Raw genomic sequence first — 13,661 nt, 5'->3', positions numbered from 1 at the left:
TGATGAGGATCATCCCCGCTCGCGCGGGGTCGACACTTGTAGATCCTTGGAATCCCAACGGCGCGACAGCAGACTCTACACCCGATTCCTTTACTGCTGACCTAGTGCCCGTTCCGCCGAGTTGCGGAAGCGACGCCGTCGAGCAGCAATCGACCATGATTCCTTGGCGGGCTTCACGGCGCCGGGGATTGGCGTCGCGCCTTCAATCTGCCGGTATGGGGTACGCATAACTATACAGCCCTCAATATCGACAGGGTCGCGGTCGTGGCCGAGCGAAGCGATTTCGAAGTGCTGCTCGGAGCGCGCGGACCAGATGAGCAGCGCACGCCCATCACCGATGTATGCCCTGACGAGTTCCCACAGTTGTTCGCGCACCCGGGCAGACAGGTGCCCGACGAATACGCCTGGACTTACCTCTAGCAGCCAGCGCGTCATGGCGCCCCGTAGTGATGCGGGCGCGGCCGAAAGAATCAGCACTACCATCCGCCCGCATCCTCTTCTGAGTAGTTCGCCCCTCCGGCGACTACGCGCCGCTGGTAGTCCCACAAAGACACCACGTTGACGCTCAGGTCGTCCTGCTCCTCGGCGCCAAGCAGACTGCAGATGTCCTTGACAGCGCGCTCGATGACTTGCAACTCGAACACTTTGTCCCGTACCCGGCGCCTTGTGGTACCTGTCAGGTCCTCCATGCCCTCTGCGACGACGTCGAAAGCCATTGGAATTGTCGTTTCCGCCTTGTAGAGGTCTGCGACATCGTACACGAAAGAACGCTCGTGCCCGGTATGTACGAAGCCCAGGCCGGGCGAACATCCCAGCGAAACAATGACTCCGTGCACTACCCCGTAAAGGGCGGCATGGGCGGTGGAAAGCGCCTGGTTGATCGGATCCGACGCCTCGAAGTCGTCGGGACGGTAGTCACGTCGGGTCCACGGAACGCCGGTCCTGCGTGAGTTCTCCCGATAGATTTCGCGTACGCGGGCGCCCTCTCTACCGCGCAGCTGCTGCATGGTGAGGCCGCTGACATCCTCGCCGTGGAAGCGCATGCAGTACATTTCGCGGGCCACCCGCAGACGCTTTTGTGGCGAGGAGACTCGGGCCGCCTGTTCCTCCAGCAAGCGGGTCGAAGTCGCCAGCGAGCGTCCATGTGCGTAGTAGCGCACGCCCCGTTCTCCCACCCAAACGGCGGTCGTTCCGCACTCGCCCAGCAGACACATGGCCTGGTGACTCACCGAGGTTCCGGGGCCCAAAAGCACCGCGATCAGCGAGGCTGCCGGGACCCGGACAGTGCCCTGGTCGTTGCGTGCAGTAAGCGCTCCGTCTTCGCGATGCACCACGCAGTGCTCCACATAGAGGAACGTCATGCGATCCTGCACACGCGGGAGCGCCGTCACGGGAACCGGCAGCATTCGAGCCATGGGCTAGCCCCGCCTCACTCTGGCTAGAGTCATGAGGCCACACCCATATGCCTTTGAGCGCCCGATACCTGCCACCAACGCGTGACGGAGCTTGTTCGGATCCGTCACTTGCAGAACGCCTTCATAGACGGTCCGGTTGATCGTGACTCGGTCGCGCACTTCGGCGTCAGGTCGTTGGCGGTTGAAGACTGGGCGTTCTCGGCGGACGATGACGACGGATTGCGCTGCTTCGTCGTCCTTCCCTTCGACGCGAACGAGTTCGAAGCCGTATTCGAGGGTGCGGCTTATCAACCACTGGCGTTGCTGCTCGACGGTGACGTGACCGTACCGCTTTCCGCGTTTGCCGGGCCCCTGCGCGACCGAACGTGAGGGATTGGCCGCCAGCCGGAACGCCCACAACTGACCGCTGTCCAGCTGGTTCAGGAACGGCGAGTAGTCGAGAGACCGGGCCTGCGAGTCGTGTACGCCGGCGTCGGAGATGATCTGTGTACAGTCGGGCTTCGAGGGGGTGAGCAAGTAGAGAGAGGTACTTGCTCCGGGATCCACTCGCCACAGGACTCTGCCTACGCCGTCCCCAGTGTCTTCTCCCGCCGCCTTCATGACGACGGCGTGCATAACCTGCGGAGAGCCCAGGTACTTACGAGCGAGGCGCCGGGACGGATTGAGGTCAATCTTCGTCAGGAACACTGCGCGGCCTCCTCCACATCGGCCATTGGATCGTGGGTATCCGCGGATGGAGACGGCTCATCCGCGGGCGCGGTCACCTGTACTTCCAGCCGCTCTACTTGGCGGAACCCGTACTCGCGACGGCGCGGATCGAAGGACATCGGAACATCGCGACTTCCGCGGAGAGCGCCCGTGTGTGCATCGTCGGGCACGGCATCCCGGTCCAGGAGCAACTCGGCGTTGAAAGCCGAGTGCCGATGGCGCCGACGGAACCACGGTGAGGCCAACCAAGGTTCCTCCTTAAGCGCATCATAGAGCGGCGCGTCGCGCAGCCCCAGCGACAGGGGCTGCGTCGGCGGACATGAGCGTCTGCCCAGGTACAGGGGGAAGACGGGGCGCTTGACCGCTTCGTCTAGCCCCTGAAGGAGTACATCGTCTCCCTCGATCCCGGCCAGGAATACGGCGTCTGTGAGGTAGTAGCGCTCTGACAGTGGCATGGAGTCCTTGCCGTCGAATGAGCGGGCGGTGTGAAAGTCGCGGATCACGGTGCCGGGCTGGTCCTTGCGGACGCCGAAGCGGAGCTTCAGCAGATCCTCGATCGGATCCGTCCGCCGTCGTCCTACCGCCGAGGCGAGCATGCCGATCACTCCGCTTTTGGTGGGGGCAAGTTCCGTGGCCCGCACGGTGAACCGTGACTTCACCCCCCACGCCTGCATCGGGCCCGCAAGTCGTAGCAGGAGAACAGCCATCAGGCCTGCTCCTCATTGGCCACGCGTGCCGCCACGGTATCCCGCAGGCGGCCGGACAGCTCCGCGAAGGAGACCCGCTCGCCCAGGGAGGCGACGGCGTCGGAGTCCTTCAGGGAGACGACGAAGCTCGCTGCGGGGTGCAGACCGTAGGTGTTTTCCAACGCGCGTGCGTGCTCCGCCAGCGCCTCGATAGAGCGACCCAGATAGCCATGAATCTCGTCGGTGCGTACGGGCTGCTCGAACGCGCCCACCAGGGAGACCGGTTGGTCGTCCCGCACGGAGATGACGATTGCCTCGGGCACGGTCCGGTTGGCGAAGGTGTTCTGCTTCCCGGTAGGCATGGATAGGCAGAAACCCTTGACGAAGACCTCGAGTGCGCGCAGGGCGGCATCGGTGTTGCCCAGGTTCTCGGCGAGTAGGTCGAAGTTGACGGTGGCGTAGCGGTACATCGTGGCCGAGGAGAACTCGACCGTGCCCATCATGCCGGCGCCGGCGTCCTCCTCCTCGGAGCGTGACTTCGCGTCGTCGACGGCGGTGAAGAAGTCGTATTCGTTCTCGGCGGCGTGGGTGGAGATCGCGTGCGCGACCTGGCAGGCGGCGTCGACGTTAAGGTCGGTGTCATCCGCGACCATGCGACCAAACAAGGAAACGTCGACGGCGTGGGCCTCCTTGAAGATCTTCTTGATCTCCTTGGCATCAACCTTCTCGCCGCTCCGAGCGGCAGCTATGGCGAGTCCGGCCAGTCGCGCGACCTGACTCGTTGAGAGGAACAGTAGGTAACCGGATTCCTGCGGAGCGTCCTTCTTGCCGCGGGGAGGGGAGAGCTTGATCTTGGCTGCTTTAAATACCTCCTCGGCCAGTGTGGGGGCGGACTCGGCGAGGTCGGTGGCCTCATCCGCGATCTTGTTTGCCAGCAGTTCGACGACACGCTTGGTGCGGATGCCGACGTCGGAGGCGTCCAGGAGCTCGTTGAAGTACAGGCGCGTGGCCCGCTTCCACGACTGGCTGGATACCCGCAGGCGGCGTACCCCGCCGTAGGATGCGGATTTGGGGGAGCCGGAGTCATCGCGGTTGACGCAGGACGGCGGCAGGTTCTGGATGATGTGGAGGTCGACGTAGGTGCTCATTTCAGTTCTCCGGGGTTGAAGGGGCGGGTGGGAAGTCGGTGGAAGCGAAGGTCGCTGACTCGGATGCCGAGGCGGTCTAATCGGCGGCAGGGATCCATCCGTACTGGCGGGACCACCGCAGCCGGACATCCTTGGCACTTCCTGGACGTTGGAAATCAACCAAGTCGTCGGCGAGCATGGCGTGATCCAAGGGGATGCTTCGGGCGCGCAACTGCGAAATGAAACTCCGCAGATGATGGCGCAGCTCATTGACGGTTGTGGAAGTAACCAGGGCGTTGAACCGCGCACGCGCGGAGGGGTTCTCCTGGTCATGCGGGCCGATTAAATCCCGGGCTGCTTGGCCAAGGCCGACTCCGGGCTGGAACATGCCCTCGGTCCGCGACTGCTGGTGCACGGCATACAAGGTCATGGCCGTGTGCACGGCGATCTCTTCCCGGGTCGGAGTGTCTCCGGCACCGGAAGCAACGGGTACGGCGCTCAACGACCAGACCTCGGGAAGATCCCCGGGAGCTCGACTTGCTGCCTTGCGCAGGGCAGCAACGTCGGCGCGTCCCTGAGACTCGTTGCGCAGGTAGCGGGCCTGTAGGCCATTCTTCCCGCCCAGGCGCTTATCCACGAGTTGCCCGGCGTCTGCCTTGAGCCTGCGTCTCGGCTTTTGCGGCGGTGCTGTGCTTTGGGGTCCTGTGGGAGCGTCGGAATCTGGCTGCGTCATGCAACTGTCCTCTTTTCTTCATCGTTGGGTGTGTCTTCGCTATCGGGTGGAGGGATGATCTTGTTGAGCGCCGCACGGAAGAAGACCAGGGCGCGGCTGACGTCCATGCGTCCCGTTCCCTCGCCCCGACCGGCGAAGGCGGTGTACGGTGCCGTGGAAGCGAGTGCGTCCTGCTGCCGCCAGGCTTCCGATCGCAGGAGGGTCTGCCATTGCTCGCGCCCCGTCGTCGGGGCGATCTCTGCCAGGGAAGCGAGCCAGCGGGGGAACTCCTCATCAATCACTTGGTAGAAGGCGCTGCTGGCACGATCACGAGCCGCCGAGCCGGTATCCGGGCTGCCGCCACTGGCGCGGTCTAGATTTGCGGCGAGATTACGTAGCGCGCCGGCCACCTGCTCGGTCTGCTCCATGGCGTCCCGGACCACGGCAACCAAGCGCGTTTCCTTGGGATCGAGCAGCCTTGTCGGCAGTACCAGGACATCGTCTACCAGTTCCTCCACAACGGCCTCTTTCGAACCGTATGCGATGCCGGTGGCATGCAATGGTATGAGGCCCGACAATGGAACGATTTCATACATCATGAGGCCCTGGTAGAAGTTCACCACGCCGGGAGGCATGAATCTGGTCACCTCTCCCGCGCCCTTGACCGTCAGTGAGGGACTTAGCTGCGCGATCAGCGAGGACAATCCTCGCCAGAAGGCCCGATCCGTCGGCAACTTGCGCGGCATGTAGACGGGGGCCTTGAGCTTCTTGGTCTGCGGCTCGGAGAAGCGCCACGCCGTCATGGGCTCAACAGAGAAGCGGTTCTGCGGGGTGGCCTTGTCCCCGTTTCCAAGAAACAGTCCGGTAACCGAGTCGTCCTCACCGTGCAGCAGGACCCGCCGCGTCTGCCACGTGTAGCAGGAGACCGGGCCGGTCGGTTCCAACGATAGCGAACCCGCCGGGCCATCGGGATCTCGCTCCCACGGGGCGAGGTCGAACTCCGAATTGACTTCGTGCAGACCCTCTGTTTCTTTGCAGACTACGGTGTTGAGCAGCAGCGTGCGCTCAAGGTTTTTGCCGGTTACAGCTACGGCGCCGATCTGGCCGGTCCACCCCGGACCAATCGGGTAGCCCTTGCCATTCTTTACCTGCGGGTCGCCGACGGCGCCGGACCGAATACCTGAGGGGTCGTAGGCGTGGACGTGTACCAGCCATCTCGCGGCCTCCGCCCAACTGATGGAATCCAGGCCCTCGGCAATGCGGGTGGTGAAGAAGGGATTGCCGTTGGGCACGTCCACGATCAGGGACTCCAAGCCTGAGATCTTGCCCGAAGCCGAGTGAATCCCGGCCACTTGAAAGAATGGCCGCTCGGGGTCGCGCAGGTCGAATCGGTCCCGGAAGCGCTCGAGATAGACGGCTGCGTCTGTTCCGAGCCTGCCCGGCTCGTCCCAGTACTCCTCCCACGCGTCCAGATCCTTCGGGCCGTCCATGGCGCGGTGGCAGATGGCCAGGAGCAGACGCAGGATTGCCATGTCTTGACTGGCGATCTCTCCGTGTATGCCCTCTATGTTTGCCGCATCGTGGAAAAGGGTGAGGAGAGAGACCTCAGCGGGTGTGCCGTCGAGTCGGGCCACCCTGATCCAGGGCTCGTCGAGAAGATTGAAGCTTGCTGTCATGCGTCGCGGACCTCCTTCAGTCCGGTGGTGGATGAGTATTCGAGGGTGGTTCCGGCCAGCTGCGCCCGGCCATCCTCAAGGAGGAGGAAGAGCTGCCCCCGGAGCTGTGAGTCAGCCTGCCACGCGGGTACGACACGAACTTCAAGCTCATCAATTGCCCGGTCCATCTTGTCGCCCCTGGTGACGTCTGCCGGCAGCCGTACGGCAGACATCGCCATGGCTCGTACAACGTCACGACCGGGAACCTGATCCGTTGGAATCAAAGCCCCCGGAGCTCCGGGCGCGTGCGCCAGCGTCCGCAGCTCCTCCTGCCCGCCTTCGCGACGAAGCTCAAGCAGAATGACTTCCAACGAGTCCTCGCCGTCGCGGACCTGCGCGCGCCCGGTCTCCTCGCTGTCTGACGCCGTGGTGTTAAGCCAGTCGATGAGTGATACGGACTCGCCGCTGCGCTCGGGTTCTTCCAGTAGGAACGCCCTCGCAGCGTTTTGCTTGTTCTGGAGCTCTTGCGCGTAGGCGTCGCGCGCTTGCGTAAGCGCGTCCTGCCACGCCGACGGCACGTTGGCGCCATCTCCATATACAGCCTCGATCAGACCATGGACGTCGTCGGGCACCGTCACGACGCCGCTGCCGTCAACAACCCTGTGTAAGGCGGCGGCGCTGAGCAACATGTCATGCTCCCCATAGATCGCCTCGGCGCCGCCTTCAAGCGAAGGCTTACTAGTACCCGTCGTCGGTAGCCAATCTATGTAGCAGGTGGGCGTAGCAAGCCGGGCCGGACGTGGGCGCTGATGGCGGTGCAGTCGGCCCATACGCTGAAGTACCAGGTCGACGGGAGCGAGGTCGGTGACGAGCAGGTCGAAATCGACGTCGAGCGACTGCTCCACCACTTGCGTGGCGACGACGATGGCCCGGTGTGGGCGTTCGGGATGGCTGCGCGGCGGACCAAACCGACGAAGAAGCTCGGCGTCCTTGGCAAGGCGATCACCAATGGTGAAGCGGGCGTGGTTGAGGCTGACCTCTTCGCCGAAGATGTTGCGCAGCTCCTCATATGTCTCTTGCGCACGGCGCACAGTGTTGCGTACTACTAGCGCGCAGCCGCCGTCGGCGAGCTTGTCCTCCAGCAGTGGCAGCAAACCGTCTTTGCCGAGCTGTCGGATCTGGACGGTGGAGTGGCGCCCCGCGGAGGTCACCGGGAGGACCTTGGTGGAATCGCGACCGGCTGCAACCAGGCACGGGAAAGGCGTATCGATCGTCTCGGGGTCGGATTGCTTACGGGGATTTTGTCCATTGGACAGCTGCAGGCCGCGGCGGTACGCATCAACCATCGCCGTGCAGCGTGCCTCCGACAGTGTCGCGGATAGCAGCACCACCGGCACGCCGTAGGCGGCCAGCCAGGTCAGCGCCCGGTCAAGGTAGGCGTTCATGTAGGTCGAGTAGGAGTGCACCTCATCCACCACAACTACCTTGCGGGACAGGCCCAGGTGGCGCATCGCCAGATGCGGCGAGCGCATTGCAACGAATAGCAGATGGTCCACGGTGGTGACGACGAAGTCCGACAGCATCGACTTCTTCCGCCCACTGAACCACGCCATGATGGCTACGTCAGCCGCGCGCCGCCCCGCTGCGTCGAGTGATTCCTTCGTGCTTGCTTCCAGTTCGTCCCAACCGATACCCGTTGGGTGCGGGCCTTCCGCTTGTTCGCCGCCGAGAGACCCGAACAACCGATCCCGCAGTTGGTATCCGCGGCGTCGCAGCTCCCGGGCCTCCTCGTTCAGGCGGGCGCGACCGTGAATCAACTGAACGGCGAAGTCCGAGGGAGCGCCGTCGTCGGCGTATGCCCGCTCGACGGCATCGAGCCAGTCCAACTCGCGGGAGAACATGGCGTCAGTAGTTGCCTGGGTCGGCAGGGCGAAGAGTATGCCCGAGCGTCCGGTGCGCGCAGCAAGCACCTCGGCGGCCATGAGCGCCGACTCGGTCTTGCCTCCACCGGTGGAATCCTCAACAACCAGGATTCCGGGGAGTTCCATGGTGCGGGCGGCATCGAGCGCATGCGCCTGAATGTCGGTGGCGCGCGCGCCGTCGGGCAGCCTGAACCGCTGCGTCAGCAGCGAGTCGGCATCGGTGCCGGTGTCGCGTGGGTGCCACGGCGAGGGGATCTCCAACAGCGACAGGCCCCTTTTGACGCGGGCAGCATGGGCGTTGGATGCGAGCAGGGCGGCACCGTCGTCGTCCAGAGAAAGCAGTGGGAAATAGTTCTCGGTAGAGGCGATCCAGTCGGCCACGATGACCAGGCCGGACAACTCGACGAGGAACGGCTGGGACCACTTGCGGCGGTTCCAAGCGCCTAGCAGGGGAGCGGCGCCGGTCCTGTTGGTTACGAAATCCAGCAGCTCACGGCGTGTACCATCCCAGGGCTCATCACCAAGCAGGTGGGCGTGGAGCGCGTATTCGGTGGTGACGCCAGCTCTTGTAGGCGGGATGCCGTGATGGGCCCCGACGACGGAGGCGAGGGCTCTGCAGCTGCCCCGAGTGCCGGCGTACTCCGTGCGGAGCCAGCGCTGGAGGACGACGTGTCCAGCCAGCCCGTGCGGCATCTTGCGGCGGTCGTTAGCGTTGAGTGTTTCGTGCTTTAGGCCGACTTCTCGCATCCGATCGTCGAGGTGCGGGACCTTGCTGGAGAACGCCGGCGAACACTTGCCAATGTCGTGGACACCTGCGATCCAGGAAGCCAGCAGGCAGAACTCGTCGACGGGGGAGAGGTCGGAATCGGATCCGGCGAACTCGCGCTCAATGAGGTCCTGGACGGTCGGCGCCAGCCAGTTGCGCGCCAGGTGCTCGGCCACGGCCGCACTGTCTAGCAGGTGCAGCCAAAGGGGCTGCCATACGCGGCTGTCGGGGTCGTATCCGGACTTTGCCCACACGGACCGGGTGCGCGCGGAGATCGTCATGAGGAACTCCTTTGAACGGGGACGGGCAGAGTATTGCACAGGTCACAGCTGTCGTCGTGTGGTATGCGAACTACCGCTAACGCGTGTTCGGGCCTCGTTGGGGGTGTACAGCGGTCAGTCTGGACGGGTAGGCCGTCTGTGGTTGGGGTGCGGTGTTAGGTATGCTGGGGCCGTAAGCGGAGGTGTGCTGCGTGATCGATCTGGTCTGTTGACTTCAGTCGATCGCGCAGCACACTCGCGTGCGTCCACCTGGCCCCGCCGCGCCGTCGGCGCTAGCATGGGGCCGTCGTCGCGACTGGCGAAAAGGTGGTCACCACCGGGGAGCGACGGCACGTCACGGCCGCCTCCCCGGCGCCGGGACGCAGCAACGGAGAACCTGGTCGCCCGCCTGGGCCGAGGTCGACGCCACCGCGCGGCCCGCGCCGCGCACACATCAGGAGAACCATGACCGACTCCGCGGCCACCGCCCGCACCGCCCTCAACAACCAGCCCCTGGCCGACCTCGACCCCGAGATCGCCGCCGTCCTCGACGGCGAGCTCGCCCGTCAGCGCGGCACCCTGGAAATGATCGCCTCGGAGAACTTTGTGCCCCGCGCCGTTCTCCAGGCGCAGGGGTCCGTCCTGACCAATAAGTACGCCGAGGGCTACCCCGGACGCCGCTACTACGGTGGCTGCGAGGTCGTCGACGTCGCCGAGTCCCTGGCCATCGAGCGCGCCAAGTCCGTTTTCAACGCCGAGTGGGCCAACGTCCAGCCGCACTCGGGTGCTCAGGCCAACGCCGCGGTCCTGCACGCCCTGGCCGACGGCGGCGACACCATCCTCGGCCTGTCGCTCGCCCACGGCGGGCACCTCACGCACGGCATGAAGATCAACTTCTCCGGCAAGAACTACCACGCCACCGCCTACGGCGTGGACGAGACCACCCACCGCATCGAGATGGAGCAGGTGCGCGAGGCCGCCCTGCGCGAGCGCCCCCGCGTCATCATCGCCGGCTGGTCCGCCTACCCCCGCCACCTCGACTTCGAGGCCTTCCGCTCCATCGCCGACGAGGTCGGCGCCGCCCTGTGGACCGACATGGCCCACTTCGCCGGCCTGGTCGCCGCCGGATTGCACCCCTCCCCGCTGCCGTGGTCCGACGTCGTGTCCACCACCGTCCACAAGACCCTCGGCGGCCCCCGCTCCGGCATGCTGCTGAGCAACCGCGCCGAGCAGTGGGGCAAGAAGCTCAACTCCGCCGTCTTCCCCGGTCAGCAGGGCGGTCCGCTCATGCATGTGATCGCCGCCAAGGCCGTCGCCATGAAGATCGCCGGCACCGACGAGTTCAAGGACCGGCAGGCCCGCACCCTTGAGGGCGCCTCGATCCTCGCCCAGCGCCTGCTCGCCGACGACGTCGCCGCCGCCGGCATCAAGCTGGTCACCGGCGGCACCGACGTCCACTTGGTGCTCGTGGACCTGCGCGACTCTGCCCTCGACGGCCAGCAGGCCGAGGACCTCCTCCACGACGCCGGCATTACCGTCAACCGCAACGCCGTCCCCTTCGACCCGCGCCCGCCGCGCGTCACCTCCGGCCTGCGCATCGGTACCCCGGCTCTGGCCACCCGCGGCTTCGGGCCCGCCGAGTTCACCGAGGTCGCCGAGATCATCGCCACCGCCCTGGTGGCCGGGACCGCCGGCAAGGCCGACGCGGAGCTGCTGACCGGCCTGCGCGGCCGCGTACAGACGCTCACCGACGCCTTCCCGCTCTACCCGGGGCTGGCCCAGTGAGGGCCCCCTGGGACGGCGCCGCACGCGTCCTGGACGGCAAGGCCACCGCGGCGGCCCTCAAGGCCGAACTGGCAGAGCGGGTCGCCGCCCTGCGCCAGCGCGGCATCACCCCCGGCCTGGGCACGGTGCTGGTGGGCGAGGACCCCGGCAGCGTCAAGTACGTGGCCGGCAAGCACGCCGACTGCGCCGAGGTCGGCATCGAGTCCATCCGCGTGGATCTGCCCGCCACCGCCACGCAGGCCGAGATCGAGGCGGCCATTGACCGCCTCAACGCCGACCCCGCCTGCACCGGCTACATCGTCCAGCTGCCGCTGCCCGCAGGTATCGACACCAACGCCATACTGGAGCGCGTCGACCCCGACAAGGACGCTGACGGCCTGCACCCCACGAACCTCGGCCGCCTGGTGCTGCGCGGCACGGGTCCGATCACCTCGCCGTTGCCGTGTACGCCGCGCGCCTGCATCGAGCTGGTAACCCGCCACGGCATCGACCTGGCCGGCAAGAACGTGTGCGTCATCGGCCGCGGCGTCACTGTGGGGCGCTCCATCGGCCTGCTGCTGATGCGCAAGGACGTAAACGCCACCGTTGATGTCTGCCACACCGGCACGGTTGACCTGGCCGCGCACGTGCGCCGCGCCGACGTGGTAATCGCCGCCGCCGGCTCGGCCGGCATCATCACGGCGGACATGGTTGCCCCCGGAGCCGTGGTCCTGGACGTTGGCGTCTCCCGCGTCGTCGATCCCGAGACCGGCAAGGGCCGCATCATGGGTGACGTCGCCGACGGCGTCGACCAGGTTGCCGCCTGGCTGTCCCCGAACCCCGGGGGAGTCGGTCCGATGACGCGCGCCCTGCTGCTGGCCAACGTCGTCGAGATCGCCGAGCGCAACGCGACCGACTCATAGGCGCTGGGCCCTGCAGCAGCGGTTCTGGGCTGCGTCACCTGGTTGTGGCTCCCGCTGTGACACGTCTCGGATGAGCTAGGCGCTTCACGGGGCTATCTGGCTGACGGTTCGTACCTTTGCCTCGACGCTTCGTGTCTTGGCGTGACGGCTCGTACCCGTAGGTGCCGAACCGTCGTAAGAAGGTACGAAGCATCGACCAGAAGGTACGAACCGTCGGCGTTGGTGCCGAACCGTCGTCTGGCTGCATGGCCCGGGAATGTAGGCGGCGCACGGAGTACCGGCCCACCGACGTCCACAGGTGTGGTTGGTGCGCCCCTCATTCACATGTTTGTGAACGGTCAGATGCGGCACGGTGCCGTTGTCTTCCATGCTGTAGCCATGACCGGTCATGTCTCCTCTGTGCTCCCAGCCGTCGTATCCACCGCCGGATGTCTTGGCGCCGTTCCTGAAACTGCCGTACCGATCATGCGTGGACAGATTCTCCTGCCGCAGGCCTCCGCCAGGCACTGGGACCAAAAACGCGAAGTGACCCTGGCCAGGGCCGTCGCCGCGCTGCGTGCTGGCGCCGGTACGATCGCCATCGCATACGAGGCCGCAGTACTCATTCACGGGGGATCACTGCGCAGATTCGAGCCCGATGTTGATGTCCTGCTGTCGTATAGGCCACGTGTGTCCGCCACCGCGCTTCCGCAGGTGATCTACGGTGGAACACTTGCGCGGCGGGTCCCCAGGGGCGAGCGTATCCCGCTAGAACGTGCGGAACGGTTGGGGCGACGGGTGCAACTACGCCGTCACTACCGCGAAGACCTCCGCGAGCACGACATTGTCACCTTCAACGGTGTGCCGGTGACTTCGCTCGCCCGTACGTTGACCGATTGTCTGCTCGACCTACCTCCCGCAGATGCGCTGGTGGCAGGCGACTCGCTGCTACGAGTCCACTGCCGCCCAGACCGTTGGCGCAGTCGAGACACCAACGTGCTGTGGCAGGAGCTGGTTGCCGACGTCGAAGGGCGCCTCAGTTCTTACCGCCACCGCAACGGGCGGGTACGCGCACAGAATCTGCTCAAGCTGCTGTCCCCCTGGGCGGAGTCTCCGGGCGAAAGCGAGCTGCGCAGAATTCTCCTGGGGGCCGGCTTTCCAATGCCGGACCTTCAGCACCGGGTAGTCGCTGAGAACAATGAGTACTTCCTGGATCTGGCCTGGCCGGACATCATGCTCGACGTTGAGTTTGACGGCGCCCTGAAGTATGCGGGAGATGACGTAGTATTCCAGGAGGGAATCCGTCAGGACCGGCTCAAGCGCAGTGGCTGGAGGGTCGTGCGGTTCAAGACGCCGGCACTGCGAGAACCAGACCGTATTGTCCGCGAGGTGCTTGATGCCTCTCCTGAGGGAAGAACGTGGGTGTTGCGGCCGCGGGCCTGGATGAACGCGATGAGCCCGTTGCCGTGAGTCGCACCCGTCTGCGGCGAGGGCGTTACGCCTCGGCGAGATTGCTTTGCGTGACGTCAGCAAGGCGATCGGCGGGCCCGGGTTCTTATGGGTGCCTGTTTCGAGGTGTTGGCTGCGCTGTAAGTCGACGGTCAACATCCGTGCGAGTCTGACGGTTCGTACCTTCGCCTCGACGCTTCGTACTTCGGCCTGGCGGTTCGTACCCGTAGGTGCCGAACCGTCGTAAGGAGGTACGAACCGTCGACCAGAAAGTACGAACCGTCGGCGTTGGTGC

General features: G+C 65.4%; 11 protein-coding genes. 3 read left to right on the top strand and 8 right to left on the bottom strand.

Annotated elements, in window-relative coordinates:
• Positions 1-90: 90 nt before the first annotated feature.
• The 8 genes from cas2e to BLR49_RS05665 form a co-directional block, all read right to left on the bottom strand.
• Positions 91-483 (bottom strand): type I-E CRISPR-associated endoribonuclease Cas2e, encoded by a 393-nt coding sequence (gene cas2e / locus BLR49_RS05700; protein WP_092534783.1) that lies wholly within the window; start codon positions 481-483, stop codon positions 91-93.
• Entirely contained in the window at positions 477-1,415 is a 939-nt protein-coding gene (cas1e, locus tag BLR49_RS05695) for a type I-E CRISPR-associated endonuclease Cas1e (RefSeq protein ID WP_092534780.1), read from the bottom strand. The genes cas2e and cas1e overlap by 7 nt, the downstream gene beginning before the upstream one ends.
• A gap of 3 nt (positions 1,416-1,418) precedes the next feature.
• Positions 1,419-2,102, bottom strand: coding sequence for a type I-E CRISPR-associated protein Cas6/Cse3/CasE (gene cas6e, locus BLR49_RS05690; RefSeq protein WP_092534777.1), 684 nt, complete (start codon positions 2,100-2,102; stop codon positions 1,419-1,421).
• Positions 2,093-2,830 carry a type I-E CRISPR-associated protein Cas5/CasD gene (cas5e, locus tag BLR49_RS05685; RefSeq protein ID WP_092534774.1) on the bottom strand — a complete coding sequence of 246 codons (738 nt, stop codon included), beginning with the start codon at positions 2,828-2,830 and terminating at the stop codon, positions 2,093-2,095. Before cas5e ends, cas6e begins: the two co-directional genes overlap by 10 nt.
• Positions 2,830-3,957, bottom strand: a complete 1,128-nt coding sequence (cas7e, locus tag BLR49_RS05680; protein WP_092534770.1) for a type I-E CRISPR-associated protein Cas7/Cse4/CasC — start codon at positions 3,955-3,957, stop codon at positions 2,830-2,832. The genes cas5e and cas7e overlap by 1 nt, the downstream gene beginning before the upstream one ends.
• A gap of 76 nt (positions 3,958-4,033) precedes the next feature.
• A complete protein-coding gene (gene casB, locus BLR49_RS05675) occupies positions 4,034-4,669 on the bottom strand; it encodes a type I-E CRISPR-associated protein Cse2/CasB (RefSeq protein ID WP_092534767.1) in 636 nt (211 codons plus the stop codon).
• Complete coding sequence (gene casA, locus BLR49_RS05670) at positions 4,666-6,324, bottom strand: type I-E CRISPR-associated protein Cse1/CasA (protein WP_092534764.1); 1,659 nt, start codon at positions 6,322-6,324, stop codon at positions 4,666-4,668. The genes casB and casA overlap by 4 nt, the downstream gene beginning before the upstream one ends.
• Positions 6,321-9,272 (bottom strand): CRISPR-associated helicase/endonuclease Cas3, encoded by a 2,952-nt coding sequence (locus BLR49_RS05665; protein ID WP_092534761.1) that lies wholly within the window; start codon positions 9,270-9,272, stop codon positions 6,321-6,323. The genes casA and BLR49_RS05665 overlap by 4 nt, the downstream gene beginning before the upstream one ends.
• Positions 9,273-9,716: 444 nt before the next feature.
• On the opposite strand from BLR49_RS05665, the gene glyA reads away from it, so the two are divergent.
• The 3 genes from glyA to BLR49_RS13020 all read left to right on the top strand — a co-directional run bounded on the left by glyA (position 9,717) and on the right by BLR49_RS13020 (position 13,387).
• On the top strand, positions 9,717-11,036 hold the full coding sequence (gene glyA, locus BLR49_RS05660; RefSeq protein ID WP_092534758.1) for a serine hydroxymethyltransferase: 1,320 nt from the start codon (positions 9,717-9,719) through the stop codon (positions 11,034-11,036).
• The gene (locus BLR49_RS05655) at positions 11,033-11,938 is read left to right on the top strand and encodes a bifunctional methylenetetrahydrofolate dehydrogenase/methenyltetrahydrofolate cyclohydrolase (RefSeq protein WP_092534755.1); all 906 of its coding nucleotides are present in this window, start codon (positions 11,033-11,035) and stop codon (positions 11,936-11,938) included. The genes glyA and BLR49_RS05655 overlap by 4 nt, the downstream gene beginning before the upstream one ends.
• Before the next feature lie 378 nt (positions 11,939-12,316).
• The gene (locus BLR49_RS13020; protein ID WP_143013714.1) at positions 12,317-13,387 is read left to right on the top strand and encodes a hypothetical protein; all 1,071 of its coding nucleotides are present in this window, start codon (positions 12,317-12,319) and stop codon (positions 13,385-13,387) included.
• Positions 13,388-13,661 lie beyond the last annotated feature (274 nt).

The organism is Actinomyces ruminicola, from assembly GCF_900103885.1.
GTDB lineage: Bacteria > Actinomycetota > Actinomycetes > Actinomycetales > Actinomycetaceae > Actinomyces > Actinomyces ruminicola.
This window is presented reverse-complemented; position numbering and strand designations above follow the sequence as displayed.